This window comes from Streptomyces sp. AP-93 (assembly GCF_022808175.1).
In the GTDB taxonomy this organism is placed as follows: Bacteria; Actinomycetota; Actinomycetes; order Streptomycetales; family Streptomycetaceae; genus Streptomyces.
The window spans coordinates 109,612-132,688 of record NZ_JALGBX010000013.1 but is presented as its reverse complement, the minus strand read 5'-3'; the positions used below and the strand labels follow the sequence as shown (position 1 = coordinate 132,688).

The window sequence follows — 23,077 nt, the reverse complement described above, 5'->3', positions numbered from 1 at the left end:
TCCTGCGATCGAGATCGATCAGACAAAACCTTAACACCGGGAAACGCGTGCTCAGGACGGCGCCGCCGCCGTGCGACGCGTCGCGTGGGCTCGGCGGCTCGGGGCTGCGCGGGCCCGGCCCTGATCCGAAGGACACGCCCTACGGGCGGCGGGCCAGCAAGTGGGCGTCGAGGAAGCCGCGTTCGGAGGCCGGGTCGTGGAGGAGCCGCGCGAACGGGACGAGGCCGGCTCCGGTCAGCAGCTCGGCGAGCCGGTCCGCCGGCCAGCTGTAGGCGGGCGTCACCTTGTGGTCGAAGCGGACCGGATCCGGTCCGTCGGTCCCGAAGAAGGAGACCAGGAGCAGGCCCCCCGGCGCGAGGACACGGACCTGCTCGGCGAGCAGTGCGGGCAATGCCGCGGGCGGGGTGTGGATCATCGAGTAGTGGGCCAGTACGCCGCCGAGCGCGCCGTCCTCGACGGGGAGGGCCTCCATGCGCGCCTCGTCGAAACGGAGCGCCGGATGGGCCCGGCGGGCGTGGTCGACCATGGCCGGGGAGAGGTCCAACCCGAAGGCGTCCAGTCCGAGGTCGTGCAGCATGGCCGTCAGATGTCCGGGGCCGCACCCGACGTCGGCCGTCCGCGGGTTCCCCGTCCCCCGCACCAGCTCGGCGAAGGTGGTGATCATGGCTCGCGCGAAGGGCTGCGTCTCCAGCCGGTCGGCGAACAGCGACGCGTACAGCTCGACGACACCGTCGTAGGCCACCCTGGTCTCGTCTTGATGATCCGCCACGGAAGGAAGCTAACATCCGCGCGTGACGGCCCGCCCCGGGGCCGTCGCGGACGACGCCCGGTGTTCCGTAGGGGTGGTTCCGTAGGCTTCGCGGAACGCACGGCTGAACGCGGTGGCGCTGGAGAATCCCCAGCGGGCCGCGATCACTTGGACGGGCTGATGGCCGAGTTCCCCTCGTGCGAGGTCGGCGCGGGCGCGCTGCAGCCGGCTTTCGCGGATGCGTGCCGCGACGCTCAGGTCCTGGCCGGCGAAGAGGGCGTAGAGAGCGCGCAGGGACATGTGGTGCCGATCCGCGATCATCTGAGGGGTCAGGCCCGGGTCGCCGAGGTTGTTCTCGATGAAGCGGTGGATCCGCTGCAGAGTCTCCTGTGCGCGCACCGCAGCGGGCGCCTCGCCCAGATCGCCGAGCTGCTGCGCGAGACAAGCGGTGGCCAGGTCGAGGGCGATGGAGCCCATGGCGCGCAGCTCCTCCGGGCGGCAGCGCGGGCCGTGCGTGAGCAGCGTTTTCAGGAAGTCGGCGAAGACCGCACCGGACCCTCTGTCCGCGATCAGGTTCTGCGCGAGGAGGCGGTCCACACGGTTCGGGCGCAGCGCCAGAGCCGTGCGGGGGATCTGCAGCACGACCGCCTCGCCCTGCCCGCCCGCGCTGGCCCCTTCGCTCGGCCGAGAGGTGTCCGTGAGCACGAGCCCCCCTGCCACCACCGACTCGCTGCCCCGCTGGGAGATCTTGAAAGCGCCTTGGGTGATGAGCGCCAGCTGCACGTGTTCGGGATCACCACGCCGGACGTGCGCCGCGGTACGGCGCGAGAGCACCGGTGAGCACCTCAGGGCGGACAGCCGCACCACGCCGAGATCCAGGTCCGTGATCTTGGCGCGGAAGTCGGCCGTGTGCGGGGTGCTGAGCCTGACCGGCATCACATCGCTGGACACCGTCTCGCAGAACCAGTCGAACCTGTCCTCGCGCGCCACGACGGCTTCCGACGCCACCAGCGAGCCCATGCGATCACCCACACCCTTTGACCTGGCCGTGAACCAGTCCTTCACCGGTCGACCCACGGCCGTGCTTCCCCCCGTCACGTGATCAAGTATCGGCCACTCGGGTCCGGCGAGGGCACGTGCCGGCGCCCCGTTCCGCACCCCCCTTCCTAGCCCGTTGCCTCACCAGGTATCTTGCATCGCATGGAACCAGGTGATTCGACCAAGCAGGCCCGGGCAGCCGCCCAGCTGCGCAAGGGGGTGCTGGAGTACTGCGTACTCGCCCTGATGCGGGACCGCCCCCGCTACGGCGTGGAGCTCCTCCACGCCCTGGAGGACTCCGGCACCCTGGCCACCAGCCAGGGCACGGTCTACCCGCTGCTCTCCCGGCTGCGCCGCGACGACCTGGTCACCACCACCTGGCAGGAGTCCACTTCCGGACCACCCCGCCGCTACTACGCGCTCACCGACAGCGGCCGCGCCGCGCTCGACGAGTTCACCCGCGTCTGGCCCGGCTTCCGCAACGCCGTCGACGACTTCCTCGCCGCCCCGCACCACTCCACCGGAGATCCCGCATGAAGACCTCGGCCGACCCCGTACGCGACTACCTCTCCGCCGTCGAGCGCGAGGCCTCCGCACTGCCCGCCGACCGTCGCCGGGAACTCCTCGCCGACCTCGCCGAACACATCGAGGTGACGCGCGCCGAACGTCCCCACGTCACGATCGGCGAGGTCCTGGGCGAGCTGGGGGACCCCCGTACGATCGCGGCGACGGCCCTGGCCGAGGCGGGCGACGGGGTCGTCGAGGCCCGTGCGCAGAGCGTCGCCGGCGCACCCGTCCGCCGGGGCAGGGTGCACCCCCTGATCCCGCTCCTGATGCTCACCGTCCCGTTCCTCGTCGCTGCGGTCCTCCCCTACGACCCCGCCCTGGGATTCCTGAGCACCTTGTTCCGCGTCATCGGCGCGGTGCTCCTCTTCACCTCGGTGCACTGGACCGCCGGCCGGAAGACGACCGGCGTTCTGCTCACCGCGGTCCTGCCGACCCTCGCCATCGGCATCTGGAAGCTGTCCGTCGCCGCACCGGCGGGCGACACCGCGGCCAACCTGGCCAACCTGGCGACGCTCGTCCTGCTGGCCGGCACGACGGCATGGCTCTGGCGGGTTCGCCGCGTCTGAGACGCTGCTCCCCCGTCGGCCCGCTCCAAGCCCGTTCAGCCGCGTTCGACGTGCACGCTGGTCGACTTCACCCGGGCGGTGACCGTCACACCCGGCTCCAGGCCCAGTTCCTCGACGGCCTCCCGGGTCAGCAGCGACACCACCCGGTGCGGACCCGCCTGGACCTCCACCTGCGCCGAGACCCCGCCCAGCTTGATCGCGGTCACGATCCCCGGGAACGCGTTGCGCGCCGAGGTGTACGGGGTGTCCTCGTCGTCGGCGCGTTCATGGGCGACCTCCACGCAGAAGGCGGCCAGGTCGGGCCCCTCCACGATGCGCCGGTTGCCCTGCCGGTGGGTCGGGAAGCGGTTCGCGTCCGCCCACCGCCGCACCGTGTCCACGCTCACACCCAGCAGCTCGGCGGCCTGCCCCATCGTGTACGACTCCATGGGCACCACCCTAGAGGCAGCAGGTCATGGGCCTGTAGACCGCCCTCGGCCCCGCGCCGTGGCGGGCTCACCCGATCGGGGCGAACACGGCCGTGGGCCGGTTCCGTCCCCCCGGGGAGGTGCCCGATCCCGGGGCAAACCGATCATCGGTTTGCCCTCCTCGGGCAAGTGGGTAGATCATGCCTCGTGATCGGCAGTCGTGTGTCCGAAGTACCGCTTCACCAAGCGTCGGAGGACCAGGGCAAGCAACCCACACCCAAGGGTCCTCACAAGCGAGGACCCTCGTCCCCGACAGGGAGCAACAGATGGCCACCGGAACTGTGAAGTGGTTCAACTCGGAAAAGGGCTTCGGCTTCATCGAGCAGGACGGCGGCGGCCCCGACGTCTTCGCCCACTACTCCAACATCAACGCCCAGGGCTTCCGTGAGCTCCAGGAGGGCCAGAAGGTCGAGTTCCAGGTCACCCAGGGCCAGAAGGGCCCGCAGGCCGAGGACATCCGTCCCCTCTGAGCCGCAGCATCCCGACGCCCCGCACCGTTTCGGTGCGGGGCGTCGCCGCGTTCTGCGCCCGTGACCACCTCGCCGTCGAACCGGATCATGCCCCGCCGTACTCTGTGCGGGTGATCCTGCACAGCCTTCACGACCGATCAGCCCTGGCCGCCCGCTTCGAACGGGATCCGGCCATGAACCTGATGGAGCTCGGCGACCTCGACGATCTGCCCTGGCCCCACACCAGCTGGTACACCCTTTCCGACGACGGGCCGGTGGCACTGCTCTACGCCGTCGGCGACATCCCGACGCTGCTGGGGTTCACCCGCCCCGGGCAGGCGGCCGCCCTGGAGGAGCTGGTCGAGGCGCTGCTGCCCGTACTCCCCCGGCGCTTCCTCGGGCATCTGACCGGGAACGCCGCGAAGGTACTGGAATCCGCGTACGCCGCGGAGTCGCACAGCACCCTGCTCCGGATGGCGCTGACCGATCCCGGCCCGGCCGACCGGTACCCCGCCGGACCGTGGCGGCCCGCTCCGCTGAGCCGGGACGACCTCCCGGAACTGCTCGAACTGTTCGAACAGGCCTATCCGGGCAACTGGTTCGACCACCGCATGCTCGACACCGGCCAGTACCTCGGCGCCCGGCAGGACGGGCAACTGGTGGCCGTGGCGGGCGTACACGTCCACTCGGCCGCGTACCGGGTCGCCGCGCTCGGGAACGTCACCACGCACCCGCGGGTACGCGGACAGGGCGCCGGCAGCGCCTGCGTCGCCGCGCTGTGCCGACGGCTGGGAAAGACCGTGGACCACATCGGACTGAACGTCCGTGCGGACAACGCCACCGCCGTCCGCCTCTACCGCCGGCTCGGCTTCAGCGAGGTCGCGGAGTTCACCGAAGCGGCCTTCACGGCGCGTCCGTAGGGAACCGGCGGCGCCGCCCCGACACCGGTCGGGGCGGCGCCGCCGTTTCGGTGCCCGCCGCTCAGGAAGCGGGCGTGAACTTCGTCGCGGCAGGCGCGGCGGTGGCCTCCTTGACCACCTTCATGCCCCCCGGCACCGTCGCGTCGGGCTTCATGATCACGCTCTGCCGGGTGGAGGGGGCCTTCGGGTCCGAGAAATCGTGGATGATGCCGAAGCCGTTGTCGTAGGACTTCAGGCTCAGCAGCGCCGCCCGGATGCCCTCGCGGGTCAGGTCCTTGTCGGCGCAGGCCTTCTTCAGGACCTCCCCGAACAGGGCGCCGGCGGAGTAGCCGGCCACCACGCCGTTGTCCAGGCCCGCGTCCGGGTACTCCGCCTTGTACGCCGCGGCCAGGGCCGCCGGGCCCGCCTCGGTCGAGCCGATCGGCAGGGCCGAGGAGGCGACGTAGTAGTCCTTCTGCAGGGCCGCGCCCGCCGGGGTGGCCAGGAGCTGCGGCGCGAAGGCCGAGTTGTTGCCGACGATCGGGACGCCCCAGCCGCCCGCCGCGGCGACTCCGACGAGCGAGGCGGCCTGGCGGGGGCCGGCGCTGACGACCACGGCCTTGACCCCGGCCTGCTTGAGGGCTGCGACCTGGGCCGTCATGTCGTTGTCGGTCGGCTTGATCTTCTGTTCGACGACGGTCAGCCCGGCCTCCGCGGCGATGGCCTTGGCCCCGGTCAGCGCGTTCTCGCCGTAGTCGCCCTCGAAGTAGACGTGCCCGATCTTGTCGCCCGAGACGATCCGCTTCTGGTCGAGGAGGAAGCCGACGGCGTTGATGGTCTCCACGTCGTACGTAGCGCCCACCGTACGGATGTACGGGCTGCCGAGCAGCGAGGCGGACCAGGCCTGCGGGATGACCAGACCCTTGTCCTGGCCGTCGATCCGCTGCTTCACGGCGGCGACGAACGGGGAGCCGATGAACTGGGCGAAGCCCAGCACCGAGGGCTCCAGCTCCGTGTAGGCGGCGAGGGCCTTCTGCGGGTCGTAGCCGTGGTCGCGCACCGTCAGCTCGATGGTGCGGCCGCAGATGCCGCCCGCCGCGTTGGTCTGCTTGACCCACAGCTGCTGCGCCTGGGTGACGCTCTTGCCGAGGGAGGCGTAGACGCCGGTCATGTCGGTGAGCGCGCCGAGCTTGATGGTCTTGTCGCTCACCCCGGCTCCGGCCTTGACCCCGCCCGCGGCGGGCTTGTCCCCATCGGCGGGCTTGGCCTTGCCACTGCACCCGGCGGCGCCGGTCAGGACGAGTGCGGCCGCCAGGGCCGCGGCAGCGTGCCTTCTTCTGTTCACGTTCGCTCCTTCGGGGGTGTGGTGCGGGTTCGGGTCCGGACGGTCCGGACGGTCCGGGTGATGCCGGTGAGACCGCCGGGCAGGAACAGGACGGCCACGACGACGGCCGCTCCGTACAGGTAGCGGGAGGCCTCGCCCGGCGATACCCCGCCCGTTCCGGGGGCGGACACCAGCGGGAGGGCTTCGCTGTAACGGGTGAGGAGTTGGGGCAGGAGGGAGACGAAGACGGCGCCCACGACGGCGCCCGAGACGGTGCCGAGGCCGCCGATCACGATCATGGCGAGGTACTCCAGGGACAGCACCATGCCGAAGTAGTCGGGCACGGTGCGCTGGAAGACCAGGGCGAGCAGGACGCCGGCGAGCCCCGCGTACATGGACGACAGGACGAAGACCGCCGCCCGGTACCGGGCGACCGGCACTCCCATCACCCCGGCGGCGATGCTGTGGTCGCGCAGGGCGTTCATGGCCCGGCCGGGCCGGCCCCGCAGGACGCCGCGCGCGAACAGGGCGCCGCAGAGGAGGGCCGCGAGGCCCACGTACCAGAGCTTCTCGGCGGACTGGAAGGGGACGGCCGCGATGACGGTCTCGGTGTCGTCGAAGGTGAGGCCGAAGAGGGACAGCGGCTCCACCTCCCGGCCGTTGAACCCGCCGGTGACGCTGGTGGCGTTGAACAGCACGTGCTGGCCGATGAAGATCAGCGCGAGCGTGGCGATGCCGAGGTACGCGCCGCGCAGGCGGCCGGCGATGGGGCTGAAGATGCCGCCCGCCGCCCCGGCGAGGGCGACGGCCAGGATCGCGGCGAGCCAGCTGGGCAGGCCGAGGCCGACCAGCGTGTGGCTGCCCACCGTGCTGCCGTCCCCGGCGAGCGCGCAGTACCCGTAGGCGCCGACGGCGAGGAAGAAGGCGTGGCCCATCGACAGCTGGCCGGTGGCTCCGGTGAGCAGGTTGAGCCCGATGGCCCCGATGGCGGCGGCGATGGCGAACAGCCCGGCCTGCAGCCAGAACCGGTCGAGGTAGAACGGCAGCGCGAGGAGCACCAGGCCGGCGGCTGCCACTGCCGCGTTCCGGGCGCTGAGCAGCCGCGGCCGGGTGGCCGTCAGCCGCGCGGCGGCCTCGGGGTGCAGCACGGGGCTGCGGGTGTCAGACACGGGCGAGCTCCTTCGTGCCGAAGAGTCCGGCGGGACGGATCAGCAGGACCGCGACCATCACCAGGTACGGGGCCAGGTCGCCGATGCCCCGTCCGAGGAAGGTCAACTGGCCCTGGTAGCCGGTGGCCAGCGCCTCGGTGACTCCCACGATCAGGCCGCCCGCCAGTGCGCCGGAGGTGGAGTCGAGACCGCCCAGGATCGCGGCCGGGAAGGCCTTCAGGGCGGCGAGGGAGGTGGCCCGCTCCAGGCCGGGCGTGGGGAAGACCGTCAGGAAGAGGGCGGCGACGGCGGCGAGCGCCCCGGCCACGGCCCAGGCCGCGAGCGAGACCCGGCCCAGCCGTACGCCCATCAGCGCGGCCGTCTCCGGCTGTTCGGCGGCGGCGCGCATGGCCACGCCCCAGGAGGTGTGCCGGAACACGAGCAGGAACACGGTGATCAGCAGGCCGGCGGCGAGGATCGCGGCGATCCGGGTCTGGGGCACGGTGACCGCGCCGAGGTGGACCACGCTGTCGCCCCACGGGTCGCCGAGCGAGAGCACGTCGGTGCCGAGGCGCCGGGTGAGGTCGGTGATGAGGAGGATGTCGACGCCGATGGTGACGATGGCCAGCACGCTCTGGTCCTGGCCCCGGTAGCGCCGCATCACCAGGAACTCGATGGCCGCCCCGACGGCTGCCGCCGAGAGGGCGCCGGCCAGGAGCGCGCCCCAGAATCCGAGCTCCTCGTGCAGGGTCGCGGTGACGTACCCGCCGGCCAGCAGCAGGGAGGCGTGGGCGAAGTTGACCACTTCGGTGGCTTTGAAGATGACCACGAAGCCGAGGGCGATCAGCGCGTAGACGGAGCCCATGGAGAGCCCGCCGAGGAGCAGTTCGAGGAATGTGGTCATGCGGCCGGTTCCTCCTCTCCCAGGTAGGCGCGGACCACCGCGGGGTCGTTCTGCACCTGCGCGGGAGTCCCGCCGCCGATGCGCCTGCCGAAGTCGAGTACGGTCACCGCGTCCGCGAGCCGCATCACCACCCCCATGTCGTGTTCGACCAGCACGATCGAGATGCCGAGGCCGTCCCGGACGCCCGCGATGACGGCGGCGGTGCGCTGCCTCTCGTCCGCGGTCATGCCGGCGACGGGTTCGTCGAGGAGCAGCAGCCGGGGCTCCATGCACAGGGCCCGGGCCAGCTCGACGAGTTTCTGCTTTCCGTACGGGAGCGAGCCGGCGGGCGCCGCGAGGTCGCCGTCCAGCCCGACGAACTCGGCGATCTCCCGGACCCGTTCGCGGTGCCGGCGGTCCTCGCGGGCGGCGGCGGGCAGCCGCAGTCCGGCGGCCAGGAAGCCGGTCCGCATCAGCCGGTGGCGCCCCAGCAGGAGGCTGTCGGCGACGGTGGTGTGCGGGGGCAGGGCCAGGTTCTGGAAGGTGCGGGCGATGCCGAGGGCCGCGACGGCGTGCGGGGCGAGGCCGGTGAGCTCGGCGGCGCCGAAGCGGACGCTTCCGCCGGTGGCCCGGTAGACCCCGGACAGCACGTTGAAGCAGGTGGACTTGCCCGCTCCGTTGGGTCCGATGACGGCGTGGACGCTGCCGGGGTCCACCGTGAAGGAGACCGAGTCGAGCGCGGTCAGGCCGGAGAAGCGGACGGTGACGTCGGTGACGGTGAGCGGCGGAGGTGAGGCGTTCGCGTTCATGCCGACCACCTGCGCAGTTCCCGGCCCGTCCCGGCGGTGGCCGGCCCGGGTGCGGTCTCGTCCGTGATGCCGAGGTAGCGGCGCCGGACCTCGTCCGAGGCGGCCAGCTCGGCGGCCGGGCCGTCCAGGGTCACCTCGCCGACCTCCAGGACGTAGGCGTGGGAGGAGAGCCGCAGCGCGAGGGCGGCGTTCTGCTCGACGAGGAGGACCGAGGCGCCCGAGGCGTTGATCTCGGTGATGGTCTCGGCGATGGTGGCGGCCATCTTGGGCGCGAGCCCGAGGGTGGGCTCGTCCAGCAGCAGCAGACGCGGGCGGGCCATCAGGGCCCGGCCCAGGGCCAGCATCTGCTGTTCGCCGCCGGACAGCAGTCCGGCCCGCTGCCGCGCCCGCTGGGCCAGTACGGGGAACAGCTCGTGCACCCGGGCCAGGGAGCGGGCCGTATCCGCGCGGGATCCCGCGCGGCCCCCCAGGGCCCCGGCACGGAGGTTGTCCGCGACGGTCATCCGGGTGAACACCTTGCGCCCCTCGGGTACTTGCACCACCCCGGCGGCCACGACCCGGTCCGGGGTGAGCCCGTCCAGCGGCCTCCCGTCGAAGGCGATGCTCCCGCCCGTGACGGCTCCCCGGTGGAATCCGAGCGTCCGGGACACCGCGCGCAGCAGCGTCGACTTCCCGGCGCCGTTCCCGCCGAGTACGACGACCACCGCGCCGGCGGGCACGTCGAGCGATACGGAGCGCAGTGCCCGGACCGGCCCGTAGCCGATGGACAGAGCGCGTACTTGTAGCGAACCCACGTCCTCTCCTTCCTCTGGGCGGCCTTGTGCTGGCGCACACATCAGCACCGGGCCGGGGCGGGCGTCCACGGCCCGATGCGGAATCGCTGCCGATGACCAGCCCGGACAGGAGCCTGTTGTGCACGCGCACAGACCTGTCGCGCGGGCCCCTTACGGGGACGGAGGAGGGGTGACATCCTCAGCGGCCATGGGTGGACGCAGAACGCGCACGGAACAGGAGTGGTCGGTCCTGGTGTCGGCGGCGGAGGTACTGATCGCCGACATCCCCGGACTCACCGACCAGCTCATCAGGGACCTGACGAAGCACTCGCCGCTGTTCGACCTGGCCGTTCCGCGGGACGAGCACTGGCAACAGGTCAGCGAGGCCATGCACTACGGGATCGAGGCATTCGCCGCACCCAGGTCCGGCCCGCGCAGGGACCTCGCGTACGCGGAAGAACTTGGGCGACGGCGGGCCGAGCAGGGGCTGCCGCTGGACCTGCTGCTCTACGCGTACCGCAGGGCGGGCCGGCTCACCTGGGACGCGCTGCTGGACATCGTCACCGAGAAGGAGCCGGAGGCGCTGCCCGTGCTGGCCCGCGCGGCCGGGGCCATGTGGGCGGGGATCGAGCAGCAGGCGGCCGCGACCGCGGAGGCGTACCGCACCGCGGAGGTGGAGATGCGCCGGCGCAGCGACGAGCGGGCCCAGGCCCTGCTGGACGCCCTGCTGGAGGGGGACACGGCGCCGGCCCTGGCCGCGCAGGTGGCGCTCGCCCTGGACCTGCCGGAGCAGGGGCGGTACGCGGTGGTGGTGCTGCCGGCCGACCGGGGCGACTCGGTGCACCGGGTGGTGGCGGCGGGCGGGATGCGGCTGTTCTGGCGGATGCGCACGGAGCGGGAACTGGCCGTGGTGGCGCTGGGCGACTCCTCGCCCGCCGATCTGGCGGCGGAGCTCGCGGACCGCTGCCCGGGACCGGGCGGAATCAGCCCGGTGGTGGACGGACTGGCCGAACTGGGCCGGGCCCGGCGGCTGGCCGAGACGGCGCTGCGGACCTGCGGGCAGGACGAACGGGTGCTGGTACGGCTGTCCGACCGGCTGCCCACGGCCCTGGTGGTGCGCCAGCCCGAGCTGTCGGCCGAGCTGGTCCAGGCGGTGCTCGGCCCCCTGCTCGACCTGGACCCGGCCGACCGGGCGATGCTGCTGGAGACCCTCGACGCCTGGCTGGCGGCGGAGGGGTCGGCGGGCCGCGCGGCGAGCCGCCTGTACTGCCACCGCAACACGGTCTTCAACCGGCTGCGCCGGCTGGAGAGCCTGACGTCGAAGTCCCTGTCCCGTCCCCGGGACCTGATCGCGCTGACCCTGGCGCGGGACGCGTACCGGCTGTCGGTCGGCTGACAGGGTCCGGCGACGAGACCGGGGATGCCTCGAGCCGGGCACCCTCACTTCAGGTGTCTGGTGGCCGCCCTCGCCCCGCCGACGAGTTTTCGTGGACCCGGCGCCCGCCCGCACATGCAAAAGCGCTCGGCCGGGGAGTCCGGCCGAGCGTTGTCGTGTTCTCGCGGTCCGCTGGCGGGTTTAGTACCAGTGGTGGTTCTGCCAGAAGGTCCAGGCGCCTTCGGGGCTGCCGTAGCGGGAGTTCATGTAGTCCAGGCCCCACTTGATCTGGGTTGCCGGGTTGGTCTTCCAGTCCGAGCCCGCCGAGGCCATCTTCGAGGCCGGCAGGGCCTGGACCAGGCCGTAGGCGCCCGAGGAGGAGTTCGTGGCGGTGTGGTTCCAGCCGCTCTCCCTCGAGACGATGTTGTTGAACGCCGCGAACTGGGCCGGGTCCTTGATCATCTGCTGGGCGATCGCCTTGGCGCTCATCGGGGCGGCCTGCGCGGGAACCGCGGCCAGCATGGAACCGGCCACTCCCAGAGCAAGGACGGTACCGGCGAGGGCCTTCTTCGAAGCGGCGATGCGGCGGATGACGGTGTGGGACACGGACGGACCTTTCGACGGGGACAAGGGCGGTCGCAGACGTGCATGAGCCACTCACGTGGAGGAGAGGGGTTCATCGGCGGGAGCGGGAGGGCCGGGGTGAACCCGGGGGGGGATCTCCGTCCGCCTTGCGACTCATCCAGTTCTACGGGGGTAGAGCCCGCCTGGCAACGACCCGTCTTACTAGTGGTCCTCGCAGCCGGGGCGCAACGGCCCCCCCGGGGCGGGTGGGTATCACCGCAGGTGGGGGGTGGTGTGCGGGGGCGGGTGCGGGACGGTTGGGGACTACTATCCCGCCTCGTATGTGACCTGGGTCCTGTGGGGCGGGTCACCGCCGGGAAGCCCGGATCTCACCCTCCGTGGCCGCCCGTACCCCTTTCGGGGAAAGGTGAGTGGACGATCCGACCCCCGGATCGAAGGCCACAGGGGCGTCGAACGCCGCCTTTCTTGGTCCGGAGGGGAAGAGGACGACGACCTTGAACACCACAGGGAAGACCCCGTCCCGACGCGCACTGCTCGCGTGGGGCGCCGGAGCGGCCGTGGCCGCCTCGCTGCCCGCCAGCGGGAGCGCCTTCGCCGCGAACGCGTCCCCCGCCGGCAGCGGCGCGGTCGCGCACGCTCCGGCGGACGTCGCGCACGCGATGGCGGAGCTGGAACGGGAGCACTCCGCCCGCCTGGGCGTCTACGCCCACGACACCGCCACCGGGCGCACCGTGCGGTACCGGGCGCAGGAGCGCTTCCCCGTCTGCTCGGTCTTCAAGACCCTGGCCGTGGCCGCCGTACTGCGCGACCTCGACCGGGACGGGGAGTTCCTGGCCAGGCGCGTCCGCTACACCGCGCAGGAGGCCGGCGCCTCCGGGTACGCCCCGGTCACCGGCCTGCCGGAAAACCTCGCCCACGGGATGACCATCGCGGAGCTGAGCGACGCCACGATCCGCTTCAGCGACAACGCCGCCAACCTGCTCCTGCGCGAGCTGGGCGGCCCGACCGCCGTCACCCGCTTCGCCCGCTCGACGGGGGACCCGGTGACCCGTCTGGACCGGTGGGAACCCGAGCTGAACAGCGCCGAGCCGCGGCGGGTCACCGACACCACCACCCCGCACGCCATCGGACGGACCTACGAGCGCCTCGTCCTCGGCTCCGCGCTCGAGCCGGCGGGCTGGACCGTGGCGGACAAGACCGGCGGGGGCGCGTACGGCACCAACAACGACGTGGGCCTTGCCTGGCCACCCGGCCGGCCGCCCCTCGTCATCGCCGTCCTGACGACCAAGCCCCGCCCCGACGCCCCGGCCGACAACCCCCTCATCGCCCGGACTGCCGCACTTCTGGCCACGGCCCTGGCAGGGGGCTGACCGCGTCGGCCTTCGCCGCTCTCATGCTCCCCGCTCTCACGTTCACCTCTCTCACTTTCCCTGCCCTCGCTTTCCCTGCCCTCACCTTCCCTGGCCTCACGTCTCCGTCATCCGAAGCTCCACCGCCAGTCGACCCGGCCGTCCTTCTTCCGCCACGAGCGGCCGTCCCAGCCGGGCCGTCTCCGCGCACACGAAGTGCCGGTGCTCCTGCGGCGCGAGGTCGGCCATGCCCCGGGCGAGTTCGGCGCCCGGGTTCCAGACCACCACGTCGCTGTGGTCGTGGTGGGCGAGGGCGACGATCCTTCCCAGCACCTCGTCCCGCACCGTGGTGACGGGCGCCGGCGCCGTCTGGAACCGCTCGACGTGGTCCACGGGGGTCAGCGTGCCGTCTTCGTCCTCGTAGCGGCGCCGGGTGAGCCCGTCGGTGTGTTCGGGGCCGAGGCCCGCGAGGTGTGCCCGTCCGAGGTCGCCGATCCGTACGTAGGTGTGGAGCGCGGCGGTGGCGGTGTGGTCGCCGCGGTCCTCGATCTCGATGAGGCAGGTGTCGGTCAGCGTGTACCGCGCTACGAGGACGAACTCCTCGGGCCACACGGCGCGGGTCGCCGGCGAGGGACGCAGCGTGCATTCCACGACGACCCGGTCCGCGTCCTCCTCCCACGCCGTCAGCTCCCAGTCGGTGGTCCGCGCGAACCCGTGCGAGGGCGAGCCGGCGGGGCCGGACGGGCCGAACCACGGCCAGCACAGCGGGACGCCTCCGCGCACGGCCGTTCCGCGCCGCCACAGGTCCGGATCGGCGGACCACAGCACGCCGGGGTCGTCGGGGCGGGCGGCGGCCGGGCGCCAGGTGACGAGCTGTCCGCCCTGGATGCTCAGACATGCCTGTCCGGCTCGCGGGTGGTCCACGATCAGGACGGGGAAGTCCGCGTACCTGCGGCGGGTGAGGGACGGGGAGAGCTGCTCCTCGACGGGCAGGGTCCGGAACTTCGCGAAGATCTGATCCATGCCCCGACCTTCCTTCACGCCACGGAGCGGGTCAAATCATCATGGTTGGGGAGGGTTCTGCTCCTGGCAGGGCTTGCGACCGGCGCCTTGCAATTGCCTCGCTCCTCATCCGCCGCCTGTTGCACGATGGCCCCATGAGCACCTCCCAGCAGCCCTCGCACCACTCCGCCCGGCCCGGCCGGGAGGCCGCAGCGCGGCTCCTCGCCTCGCTCGCTCCGCTCGCCCACCGCGAGCGGATCCGCGCGGCCGTCGCCCAGGTGCGCGCGCTGCCCCCGGCCGAGGTGCCCGACCTGCTCACGGAGCTGGCCGACCCCGACCGGCACGTCCCCGACACCCGGGCCACGGCCCTGATCTGCGCCCGCGCCGTCCCCTGCGACCCGGCCCACGGGGACCTGCTCGCGGGCCTGCTCGTCGCGGGGCTCACCGACCCGCACGGGGCCGTACGCGCCCAGGCGCTGGTGGCGCTCCGCACCGGCCGCATACGTCCGGCCTCCGAAGCCCTGATGACCGACCGGGTCACGGCCGCGGCCCGCGAGCAGCTCGTCACCGCGCTGCACTGCACCCCGGCCGCGCTCCCCGATGCCCTGATCGACTCCGTCCGCGCGACCTGGGGCGACCGCGAAGCCGCGCGGCTGCTGCCCGCCTGTTCCCCCACGACCGTGCGGCGGCTGCTCCCCGACCTACGGCACGCCCTGCACTCCTGGCTGCCGTTGGCGCGCCGGGTGCCCGAGGTCGTGTACGAGACCGTGGTCCGGGAGGCCGAGGCACAGGCCCCGGCCGCCCGTGAATTCTGGTGGCTGCTGGAAGCCCGCGACCCGTTGGCCGCCCTGGCGCAGGTCGACCCGGGCGCGACGCTGGACCTGTTCGACCGGGTCGGTCCCGAGCGGCTCCCGGCCGGGCTCGTCCCGCACCTGCCCGCCTTCGTCGCCCACCGGCCCCGCCTCGCGGCACGGTTGTGGGGGCGGGGCCGTCTGGTACTCGCGGAGAGGACGCTGTCCGTCAACGGTGCGCGCCGCTTCGCCGACGCCGTCCCCGAGGACGAACTCGTCGCAGCGGTCCGTGCGGCGGCCGTCCCCGCGCCGGTGCTCGCGGAGCTCCTGCCCGCGCTCCCGCCCGGCCGGCGCGGAGCGGTGCTCGACGCGGTCCGGGCCGAGGAGGGCTCCGCGTCCGCCACGCCCGCCGGCCCCGAGACGGCGGTACTCCCGCCCGCGTTGATGCGCCCGCTGCCCGCACGGGACGCCGCGCCCTTCGCCCGGCAGGCCATCGACCGGGCACGGGCCCGGGGCGCCGCGCCGATCGAGCTGCTGGAGTTGCGGGCCTTCCTGCCGTACGGGGACGAGGCCGCCGCGCTACGGGCGGACACCCGACGGGCCGACTCCACCGAGCGCGCGGCCGCCTGGCAGGCTCTGGTGCACGCGGCGGCGCGGGCCCGGCGTGCGGAGGCGACCACCGAGGTGCTGACGGAGCTGGCCCGGCTGCGCTCGGAGCAGGACCCGGTGCGCCAGGCGGCCGTGGGCGCGCTGGGCGCCCTGCCGACGCACACGTTCACCGCGGCGGCGGCGCCGGCGCTGGAGCGGATCGCCTCGGACGCGCTCGCCGCGCGGGACCTCTCCTACGGCACCCTCCTGGCGCTCACCCACCTCGCGGGCCGCCTGCTGCACACGACCGGGGACGGGACGAACAGTGCGAACAGGACGCACGGGATGCACGGGATGCGCGGGACGCACCCCGCTCCGGAACCCTCCGCAGCCGATCGCGCCGCTCTTCCCGCGCTCGCCGCGTGGGCGGTCCGCACCCTGACCCGCGCGGACGGCCCCGACGTTCCCGGCGGCGGGTTCGGCACGTTCGTGACGCGGGCCCTGCGTCCGGCGCCGCCGGCCGCCGCGGCCCGGGCGCTGCTCGACGCCGTGCGTCCCGTGGTGACGGAGTCCCTCGGCTCGGGCGATCCCGTCCCCGCGCTCTCCCTCGCCGAGTCTCTCTCGTCGGAGCCGGGTTGGGAACGGGCGGAGCCGTGGCTCGCGGAGATCATCGAGCGGATCGCACTGACCGGCGCGCGCGGACCGGCGGAACGCGCCTGCGTGCTGTGGCTGGCCTCGGCGGGTCCGCGTGCCGAGCGGGTCCGCGCCCTGCTGGCCGCGGATCCGTCCGCCGTCGTGCTGCCCCGCGTGGTGGAGCTCGTGGCGCGACAAGCCGACGACCTGTTGCCGGCTCTCGCCTCCACCCCCTTGGACTCGCCTCCCTACGGCCGCTTCCACGACCCGGCCCAGGCGGTGGGCGGGTCCCTGCGCCGCGTCCTGCCGCCGGTACGGGGGTACGCGCACCGGTGGACCGACGCGGCGTGCGCGGCCGTCACCGACTGGCTCGCAGCCGGGCTGAGGGACCGGGCGGATCCGGACCGGTCCCCCGGCGACGAACTCCTGCGGGAGCTCGCGGCGGTGCCGGGCGGCGGTGGGCTTCCGGCGGTGCGGGAGGCCGCGGGATCGGCGCACGTGCCGACCGCCGAGGCGGCGCTGGCCGCGCTGCCCGGAGCCGAACGGCCCGGCCTGGTCCTGCCCGACCTGCTCGCGCGGGCCGACGGCGACCGGGCGCGGGTCGCCGTGTACGGGATCGGACGGGTCTGCGCGCACGTGCCGCCGCTGGAGCTCGCGGCGCGGTTCCGGCCGGTGCTGGAGCGGGCGACGGGCACGAAGGTGACGGCCCGCAAGGAGATCGTCCGGCTGGCGGCGGACCGGCTGCCGGCGGCGCTCGCGGGCGAGTTGCTGGTGGCGGCGTTCTCGGCGCCGGGCCAGCACCGCGACGTACGGGCGGCGGCGGTGACGCGGGCGGCGCGGCTCGTCACGCTGGGGCCGGTGGAGGCGTGCCTTCGTACGACGGCGCGGGAGGGTTCGAGGGCGGAGCGGGAGGCGCTGCTGCGGGTGGAGCCGCTCGCCCTTCCGGCGGCGGCGCGGGAGCCGTACGGGAAACTGGTGGCCGAGGTGTGCCGCCGCTTCCTCACGCAGGCGCCCACGCACACGGACTCCCCCGCCGGCGCCGGCCCGGCCCCTGCCGAGGCCCCCGACCGGCCTTCCGACGCGGCGCCCGGCCGGGCTTCCGACGGGGCGCCCGACGCACGGACGGTCGCCGAAGCCTGTCGGGTCCTGCACCGTTGGGCCCTCGTGGTGCCGTCCGCCGTGGATGCGGGACTGCTGCCGCGTCTGGCGGTCGAGCCTCAGAGCCACGGGGTCGTGTGGCGGGCGGCCGTGGAGGCGGTCGTGGACGCGGCACGGGTCGATCCGGATGCGTACGGTCCGGCGCTGGGGGCGGTCACGGCGGCGCTGCTGGGCCGGTACGTACGGGAGGCCGGGGCGGACGACCGGGCTCGGAGGCTCGGCGCGCGGGCCGAACCGGCCGAACGGGACCCGCGTGATGCCCTGCACCGGATCGCGGCGCTGGCGGGGAGCCTCGAACGGACGGCCGGGCAGGGCCTGCCCGGGGCCTGCCGGCCCGTCTGGCAGGAAGCGATCGCGCTGATCGCGGAGCAGGACGCGAGTCTGCGGTGGGCGGTAGCGGCCCGGACGGCGCTGTGGGACCCGTCCGCACCGGCGTCCGAGCGGGCCCGGGAGCTACGGGCGCAGGCGCGGGCCGTACGCGACCGGCCGCTGCTCGCGGCCCGTACGGCGGTGGCGTTGGCCCGCCGCTCGCCCCGGGTCTCCCCGGCCGCGCTGGCGGAGGCGCGCGACGCGGCGCTGGCGATCGGGGCGTCGGGGACGACGTGGTTCGCGCGGCGGCGCAGCGGCACGCTCCCGCCCCGGGACGGGCTGTTCGCGGGCCTGTACGCGGTGGGCCTGGCGGAGGACCATGCGGGCCGGGCGGCATCGACCGGCAGCGAACTCGGCCCGGCGCTGCGGGTGTTGCGGGACCTGCTGGCCCACCCCGTCCCGGAGGTCCGCGACGCGGCGGACGCGGCGCTCACGACGTGGGAACGGAAGCGATAGGCCCCCGCACCCCGGGCTTGGCCGCTCCGCGCGCACGCCGAGGCTGCCCCGGGCGGCTCCTGTAGCCCGGGGCGGCGGTTCCGCATCCCGTGTGAGGCTGGCGAACGGGTTCCTTCAGCCCGGCGTCTGACACAGGACCAGGGAGACGAAGCCCCAGGTGTCGCGGTAGGTGCGCAGCCATTCGGTGCGGCGGATCGTGGCTGTCGCCAGCAGGTGCGCGCTGTCCGGATCGGCGGGGTGGTCCACGGCCCACGAGGCCAGCGACCCCCAGCAGGCCCATTCGTAATCGTCCAGTTCGCGGCGTGTGCTGACGTGCCCGTGGACGGGAGTCCAGCCGTCGGCGACGACCTGGTCCACGGTGGTCGCCAGGTCGGCCAGGTCACCGAACATCTCGACGGCCTCCGGAGACGGGGAACGGTCCCAGAACCCCTCGCCGATCAGGACCCGGCCGCCCGGAGTCAGATGCTTGCGTGCGGCGGCGAGGGTGGGCAGCAGACCGCCGAAGGCATGCGTGGCCCCGACGCTGAGCACCAGGTCGAACGACTGGGGGGAGACGAACTCCGCGGCCTCTTGCTGGTGGAGGACCAGGCGTTCTTCGGCACCGAGGCGGCCCGCTTCCCGGCGTGCCCGCGCCAGAGCCTCCCCGGAGACGTCGACTCCCTCGGCGTGCAGGTCCGGGTGGGTTGCCAGAGCGCGCAGGAGCCATTCCCCGCTGCCGCACCCGAGATCGAGCACCCGCTCGTTGCCTCGGGGGAGGCCCCGTTCCAGAAGTACGCGTACCGAGTCGTCGTCGAGCGGGGCCTTGATCGGGTGGCCGGCATGGGCGATGCCGGAGATCTGTTCACGGTTCACCGATGCACCCTGCCAGCCCCCGGAGACCGCGCGCATCTCGATTTCGATCACACGGCGACGGCCGGCACTGAGCGCGGTCAGCTCCCGCGCACCCCTTCCAGACGCCCGACCCGCCCCTTCTCCCCCGCCGCCCAGCAGCCGCCGTCTGCCGTGCAGGTGACCGTGTCGAAGGACCCCGGGTCCAGCGCCCGCCAGGTACGGCCTCCGTCCCGGGTCACGTCCGTGCCCGTCGGGCCCACCGCCAGTGCCGTGCCGGCGCCGTACGGGAACCAGGCCGCGCCCGAACGGTAGGCCGGCGGCGGGGTCGGCGCCGGGCTCCAGGTGCGGCCCGCGTCCGAGGACACCGCCGCGGCCTGCGGGGAGGCCTGCCCGGTGCGGTAGTCGCCGCCGACCGCCAGGCCCCTCGTACGGTCCTTGAAGGCGAGGGCGAAGACCCCGCGCGCCGGGTCGCCCGCGGGGAGGGTGGAGTCGGCGACCTGCCAGGTCAGGCCGCGGTCCGCGGAGTGGAGCACCCGCGCGACCGGGCCCCCGCCGGTGGCCAGCCAGACGTCGCGGGGTCCGGCCGACACCAGGCACTGGCCGCTCGCCGCGAAGCCCGCCTCACCCGGCAGCGCGTCCGGCATCCCGGCAGTCGGCAGCACCCGCCAGCTCCGTCCGCCGTCGTCCGTGGACAGGATGCGGAACTTGCCGTCCACCGGGTCGCTCATCGCGAGCCCGTGGCGGGAGTCGAAGAAGGTGAGGCAGTCGTAGAAGGCCCGCGGGTCGGGGTTGCGGAAGGTCTCCGTCCACGTGGCGCCGCCGTCCTCGGTGCGCAGCACCCTGGAGGCCTCGCCCTCGCCGATGGACAGGGCGACCGCGCGCCGCCCGTCGAAGGCCTCGATGTCCCGCAGCTCCAGCCCTTCCGCGACGGCCCCCGGCGGTGAGACGTCGCGCCAGCTGCGACCGCCGTCCGAGGTGCGCAGCACGGTGCCCTTCGATCCTGCCACCCAGGCCGTGGACCGGCTCACCGCCGCCAGTCCGCGGAAGCGGACGTCCTTGCCGGTCTCCTTCAGCGCCCAGCGCGCACCCCGGAGGTCCCGTGACTCGCCTGCGGCCTGCGCCGGGGCGGCCACCACCCCCAGCAGCAGAGCCGCCGCGCACATGCCAACTCCCAGAAGTCTCATGGCGCCGGAAGCTAACGCACCCCGGATTCACCGTCCAGGGCGCGTCCCGGCCACCGGCTTCCCGTCGAATCCGGCCGCTGCCGCCGCGTTGCCGCTCTGCAGGAGCCCCCGATGCGTCCGGTACACCCGCAACCGGGAGACCTCGTAGGACAGCTCCGTGACCCCGGGCTCCGGCGCCGGGTGGTACCTGCCCGCGCAGACGGAGAGGTTGACGATGAGGTACGCGGACCAGCGGCGGCCCACGCCCCTGCCGTCGCTGAAGACCCGGTCGCCGTTGACCCACCAGATGACCGAACCCTTCCCGAACTCGACCTTCAGGTCGATCCACGCTCCGGGCCGGACCACCGCCGGGTCACGGTGGTAGCGGTGCGCCTCCCGGACGTGGTTCGAGAGTTCGAGGAGGTCCGGGTTGTCGGGGTGGTACTCGAAGACGTCGATCTCCTGGCCGCCGTCGCGCCAGGTCCAGATGGCGGGCCAGGCCCCCAGCTGCACCGGCAGCTTCACCCGGGCCTCCAGTACATCGCCGGTGCGCACTTCGAAGCCCTCGTCACTGCCCTCGGTGGTGAGCAGGCCGCTGTCCCAGTCGCCGTCGGGGCGCGGTGTCGCCCGGAAGATCCCGGCGCGGCTGTAGGCGGGGTCTTCGGTGAGGTGGTCCAGCTTGTTGTCGCCCGGGTTGACCGGGCCGCCGTCGGGATACGCCCAGGAGCGGCCGGCGATCCACTGGGTGGGAGAGGCGAAGTCGGCGGTGAAGACGGGAGTTCGGCGCGGTCGGGGCAGGTGCCGCAGCCGTTCGATCATGTCCGAGAGCATGGGGGTTTTCTGCCCGCCAGGAGTCGGCGCACACCCGGGACATTACGTAACGCTATCGCATGGATACTTTGCGTTCCCATGGGGTGGAGCCGGCCGGGGCCAGGATGTGGGCCCATGCGTGGGCCGACTCCCCGAGCGACTCCCTCTTGCCCTGTTGAGCGGCGAGCACCACGCGGTCCGGGCGGGATGTCCGCTGAGGGTGCGGACCGGGGGGTGGGGGCCGAGTCCGCCCGGGCGTGGGCTCCGTGTGCGGACGGCGTTCGCTCTCGTAGGTGTCGAGGAGGGCTTCGCAGCGGTGCCCCCGGAGCACGCGCGCCAGTTTCCAGGCCAGGTTGCGGGCGTCGCGCGGGCCTGCGCCGAGTCCTTGGCCGATGAAGGGCGGGGTGAGGTGGGCGGCGTCACCGTCACCCACCGCTTCGCGGAGGCTCCCGGCGACGGCGAGAACGTGCGGTGGCACTACGTCGAAGCGGGCCCCTCGGACGGCCCTGTCGTGGTGTTCCTCCACGGCGTGGGCACCGGCGACTTCCGCCAGGAGGGTGTTGCCATCCAGCTCGAGGCCCTCTTGGACCGGCTCGGGATCGAGAGGTTCAGTCTCATCACGCACGTCAGAGGCACCGCGGTCGCAGACCATCTCGTGGCCCGAGCTGGGGACCGAGTCGTCCGCTACGGCCGAGGACAGCAGCACCTCTGGCACCTGAACCCCGATCTCCACCCCCATGGTCACATCCCACCCCTGGCGCGTAAGGTTCGATTGACGCTATCAACTATTACAAGCAAGGGGGCGGGCGGCGATGCCGGACACCAGGGTCAGTGAGCTCGTGCGGATGTGGATCAACGGCTGGGTCGTCTCCCGCGGCAGCTCGGACCCGATCGACGAGCCGTGGGGGTGGACGATCGACGTCGGACAGCCCAAGCACGTCGCCCGGCACGTGCTCCCGGAGCCCACCGAGGCCGATGTACGCAAGATCGTCGCCGCGACCAGCGCGCCCGGGACCTGGCTGAAGCTGTTCGCCGAGGAGCAGACGGTCCTGCCCTGGGCAGGACCGGGCTGGCGGCGCGACAGTCCCGGCTTCCTGATGACCTGCCGGCTCGTGCCCGAGCGACCCGAGGTGCCGGCCGGCTACACGCTCACCCATTGGACACGGGGCGGCGTCAGCCGGGTGCTGGTCCGCACCCTCGACGGGCACTTCGCCGCCCGTGGGCAGATCGCCCATGCCGGCGCGCACGTCGTGGTCGACCAGGTCGAGACCGCCGCCCGGCACCGGCGCAAGGGTCTCGGCGGCCTGGTGATGCGCACCCTGCAGGGCACCGCCTACGAGGCCGGCGCGAGGACGGGCGTCCTGGTCGGCACGCCCGAGGGTCAGGCGCTCTACTCCTCGCTGGGCTGGACCGCGCACTCCCCGATGACGAGCCTCTGGTACGAGCCGTCGGATGCGGCGCAGTGAGCTGAACCGGCCCAGTGAGCCGAACCGGCGACCCGGACGTCAGGTGATGCCCACGGTGTAGGCCGCCCGGTAGCCGGCTGCGTCCGGTGACGGGGCCAGGGTCATCGCCGCGCCCGAGTCCCGGTAGCGGCTGTCGCGGGTGTTGGGGTGGGCCGGGGCCTGCCGGCGGGCGTAGGGCTGGAGCTTGTACACGCGCACGAGGAGTTCCTCGGGGAAGAAGAACTGCGAGGTCGTCTCGGCGCGCTGGTCGGGGCGGACCTTGAAGTGGATGTGCGGCGCCAGGCCCCGGTACCAGCCCGGCACGATGGTGCGGAAGGTGCAGCGCCCGGCGGCGTCCGTGAGCTGGGTGCCGCGCAGGAAGGCGTCCGTACCGGTGGAGTACGTGCCCGAGGGGTCCGCGTGCCAGACGTCGACCGCGGCGCCTGAGACCGGACGGCAGCCGGCCGACACCCGGAGCACGGTCAGGTCGAGGCGGAACGGCACGCCGGCCCGGCCTTCCGTGATGTCGGACCGGACCCGGTCCAGGTCGAGGTAGTACGGGCCCTCGCCCGCCTCCGTGGTCAGCACGCACGCCGGGCTGGACGATCCCGTCCCTGTCCCTGTCTCTGTCCCCGTCCCTGTCCCGGTCGGGGACGCGGGGGCTTTGGGCAGGCCTGCCGCCCCCCGGTTGGCGGCCGGACCCGAGCAGGCCGCCGCCAGTGCGGCGGCTCCGGCCGATCCGGCGGCCAGCAGGAGTGTGCGGCGGCTGGTCCGGGCGTTGGCGTTCTCCGTCATACGCACCCCTTCGCGCGCTTCTGGGGCCGTCATGGCGGACCGCCACCGGCCGCGCC

22 protein-coding genes and 1 pseudogene are annotated in these 23,077 nt (G+C 73.5%); 8 read left to right on the top strand and 15 right to left on the bottom strand.

Features of this window, described 5'->3' with window-relative positions:
- Nucleotides 1–139: 139 nt before the first annotated feature.
- Both MTF69_RS22310 and MTF69_RS22305 read right to left on the bottom strand, forming a co-directional pair.
- Nucleotides 140–769 (bottom strand): class I SAM-dependent methyltransferase, encoded by a 630-nt coding sequence (locus MTF69_RS22310; RefSeq protein WP_243336902.1) that lies wholly within the window; start codon nucleotides 767–769, stop codon nucleotides 140–142.
- A gap of 9 nt (nucleotides 770–778) precedes the next feature.
- The gene (locus MTF69_RS22305) at nucleotides 779–1,780 is read right to left on the bottom strand and encodes a helix-turn-helix domain-containing protein (RefSeq protein ID WP_243336901.1); all 1,002 of its coding nucleotides are present in this window, start codon (nucleotides 1,778–1,780) and stop codon (nucleotides 779–781) included.
- 168 nt (nucleotides 1,781–1,948) lie between these two features.
- Between MTF69_RS22305 and MTF69_RS22300 the strand changes: the two genes are divergently transcribed.
- Nucleotides 1,949–2,323 (top strand): PadR family transcriptional regulator, encoded by a 375-nt coding sequence (locus MTF69_RS22300; protein ID WP_243336900.1) that lies wholly within the window; start codon nucleotides 1,949–1,951, stop codon nucleotides 2,321–2,323.
- Nucleotides 2,320–2,919 carry a hypothetical protein gene (locus tag MTF69_RS22295; RefSeq protein ID WP_243336899.1) on the top strand — a complete coding sequence of 200 codons (600 nt, stop codon included), beginning with the start codon at nucleotides 2,320–2,322 and terminating at the stop codon, nucleotides 2,917–2,919. Before MTF69_RS22300 ends, MTF69_RS22295 begins: the two co-directional genes overlap by 4 nt.
- Nucleotides 2,920–2,954: 35 nt before the next feature.
- Here MTF69_RS22295 and MTF69_RS22290 read toward each other — a convergent pair whose 3' ends face one another.
- Nucleotides 2,955–3,347 carry a molybdopterin-binding protein gene (locus tag MTF69_RS22290; RefSeq protein ID WP_243336898.1) on the bottom strand — a complete coding sequence of 131 codons (393 nt, stop codon included), beginning with the start codon at nucleotides 3,345–3,347 and terminating at the stop codon, nucleotides 2,955–2,957.
- A 305-nt stretch (nucleotides 3,348–3,652) separates the two neighbouring features.
- On the opposite strand from MTF69_RS22290, the gene MTF69_RS22285 reads away from it, so the two are divergent.
- Both MTF69_RS22285 and MTF69_RS22280 read left to right on the top strand, forming a co-directional pair.
- Entirely contained in the window at nucleotides 3,653–3,856 is a 204-nt protein-coding gene (locus MTF69_RS22285) for a cold-shock protein (RefSeq protein WP_243336897.1), read from the top strand.
- Nucleotides 3,857–3,966: 110 nt separating this feature from the next.
- Nucleotides 3,967–4,755 carry a GNAT family N-acetyltransferase gene (locus MTF69_RS22280; RefSeq protein ID WP_243336896.1) on the top strand — a complete coding sequence of 263 codons (789 nt, stop codon included), beginning with the start codon at nucleotides 3,967–3,969 and terminating at the stop codon, nucleotides 4,753–4,755.
- A 61-nt stretch (nucleotides 4,756–4,816) separates the two neighbouring features.
- Here the strand turns inward: MTF69_RS22280 and MTF69_RS22275 are convergent, their stop codons facing one another.
- The 5 genes from MTF69_RS22275 to MTF69_RS22255 are packed head-to-tail and all read right to left on the bottom strand — an operon-like array spanning nucleotide 4,817 to nucleotide 9,692.
- Nucleotides 4,817–6,079, bottom strand: coding sequence for an ABC transporter substrate-binding protein (locus MTF69_RS22275; RefSeq protein WP_243336895.1), 1,263 nt, complete (start codon nucleotides 6,077–6,079; stop codon nucleotides 4,817–4,819).
- On the bottom strand, nucleotides 6,076–7,227 hold the full coding sequence (locus MTF69_RS22270) for a branched-chain amino acid ABC transporter permease (RefSeq protein WP_374323540.1): 1,152 nt from the start codon (nucleotides 7,225–7,227) through the stop codon (nucleotides 6,076–6,078). Before MTF69_RS22270 ends, MTF69_RS22275 begins: the two co-directional genes overlap by 4 nt.
- A complete protein-coding gene (locus tag MTF69_RS22265) occupies nucleotides 7,220–8,110 on the bottom strand; it encodes a branched-chain amino acid ABC transporter permease (RefSeq protein WP_243336894.1) in 891 nt (296 codons plus the stop codon). Before MTF69_RS22265 ends, MTF69_RS22270 begins: the two co-directional genes overlap by 8 nt.
- On the bottom strand, nucleotides 8,107–8,898 hold the full coding sequence (locus tag MTF69_RS22260) for an ABC transporter ATP-binding protein (protein WP_243336889.1): 792 nt from the start codon (nucleotides 8,896–8,898) through the stop codon (nucleotides 8,107–8,109). Before MTF69_RS22260 ends, MTF69_RS22265 begins: the two co-directional genes overlap by 4 nt.
- Nucleotides 8,895–9,692: an ABC transporter ATP-binding protein gene (locus tag MTF69_RS22255; RefSeq protein WP_243336887.1), complete on the bottom strand. Its 798-nt coding sequence runs from the start codon at nucleotides 9,690–9,692 to the stop codon at nucleotides 8,895–8,897. Before MTF69_RS22255 ends, MTF69_RS22260 begins: the two co-directional genes overlap by 4 nt.
- Nucleotides 9,693–9,879: 187 nt before the next feature.
- On the opposite strand from MTF69_RS22255, the gene MTF69_RS22250 reads away from it, so the two are divergent.
- Nucleotides 9,880–11,067: a CdaR family transcriptional regulator gene (locus MTF69_RS22250; protein WP_243336885.1), complete on the top strand. Its 1,188-nt coding sequence runs from the start codon at nucleotides 9,880–9,882 to the stop codon at nucleotides 11,065–11,067.
- Nucleotides 11,068–11,247: 180 nt separating this feature from the next.
- On the opposite strand, the gene MTF69_RS22245 is transcribed toward MTF69_RS22250, so the two are convergent.
- Nucleotides 11,248–11,652, bottom strand: a complete 405-nt coding sequence (locus MTF69_RS22245) for a transglycosylase SLT domain-containing protein (protein ID WP_243329483.1) — start codon at nucleotides 11,650–11,652, stop codon at nucleotides 11,248–11,250.
- 473 nt (nucleotides 11,653–12,125) lie between these two features.
- Here MTF69_RS22245 and MTF69_RS22240 point away from each other — a divergent pair, with 473 nt between their 5' ends.
- Nucleotides 12,126–13,001, top strand: a complete 876-nt coding sequence (locus MTF69_RS22240) for a serine hydrolase (protein ID WP_243336883.1) — start codon at nucleotides 12,126–12,128, stop codon at nucleotides 12,999–13,001.
- Nucleotides 13,002–13,097: 96 nt separating this feature from the next.
- Here MTF69_RS22240 and MTF69_RS22235 read toward each other — a convergent pair whose 3' ends face one another.
- The gene (locus MTF69_RS22235) at nucleotides 13,098–14,003 is read right to left on the bottom strand and encodes a D-hexose-6-phosphate mutarotase (RefSeq protein ID WP_243336882.1); all 906 of its coding nucleotides are present in this window, start codon (nucleotides 14,001–14,003) and stop codon (nucleotides 13,098–13,100) included.
- Nucleotides 14,004–14,137: 134 nt separating this feature from the next.
- On the opposite strand from MTF69_RS22235, the gene MTF69_RS22230 reads away from it, so the two are divergent.
- Nucleotides 14,138–17,977 (top strand): hypothetical protein, encoded by a 3,840-nt coding sequence (locus tag MTF69_RS22230; RefSeq protein ID WP_243337069.1) that lies wholly within the window; start codon nucleotides 14,138–14,140, stop codon nucleotides 17,975–17,977.
- Between the two features lie 114 nt (nucleotides 17,978–18,091).
- Here MTF69_RS22230 and MTF69_RS22225 read toward each other — a convergent pair whose 3' ends face one another.
- The 4 genes and pseudogenes from MTF69_RS22225 to MTF69_RS22210 form a co-directional block, all read right to left on the bottom strand.
- Nucleotides 18,092–18,829 (bottom strand): cyclopropane-fatty-acyl-phospholipid synthase family protein, encoded by a 738-nt coding sequence (locus MTF69_RS22225; RefSeq protein ID WP_243336879.1) that lies wholly within the window; start codon nucleotides 18,827–18,829, stop codon nucleotides 18,092–18,094.
- A gap of 77 nt (nucleotides 18,830–18,906) precedes the next feature.
- Entirely contained in the window at nucleotides 18,907–19,992 is a 1,086-nt protein-coding gene (locus tag MTF69_RS22220; RefSeq protein ID WP_243336877.1) for an oxidoreductase, read from the bottom strand.
- Between the two features lie 27 nt (nucleotides 19,993–20,019).
- Entirely contained in the window at nucleotides 20,020–20,790 is a 771-nt protein-coding gene (locus MTF69_RS22215; RefSeq protein WP_243336876.1) for a beta-glucanase, read from the bottom strand.
- A 259-nt stretch (nucleotides 20,791–21,049) separates the two neighbouring features.
- Nucleotides 21,050–21,205, bottom strand: a pseudogene (locus tag MTF69_RS22210) (FAD-dependent monooxygenase); the annotation flags it as partial.
- 388 nt (nucleotides 21,206–21,593) lie between these two features.
- Between MTF69_RS22210 and MTF69_RS22205 the strand changes: the two are divergent.
- The gene (locus tag MTF69_RS22205) at nucleotides 21,594–22,247 is read left to right on the top strand and encodes a GNAT family N-acetyltransferase (protein ID WP_243336875.1); all 654 of its coding nucleotides are present in this window, start codon (nucleotides 21,594–21,596) and stop codon (nucleotides 22,245–22,247) included.
- 39 nt (nucleotides 22,248–22,286) lie between these two features.
- Here the strand turns inward: MTF69_RS22205 and MTF69_RS22200 are convergent, their stop codons facing one another.
- Nucleotides 22,287–23,021 carry an intradiol ring-cleavage dioxygenase gene (locus MTF69_RS22200; RefSeq protein WP_243336874.1) on the bottom strand — a complete coding sequence of 245 codons (735 nt, stop codon included), beginning with the start codon at nucleotides 23,019–23,021 and terminating at the stop codon, nucleotides 22,287–22,289.
- Between the last annotated feature and the right edge of the window lie 56 nt (nucleotides 23,022–23,077).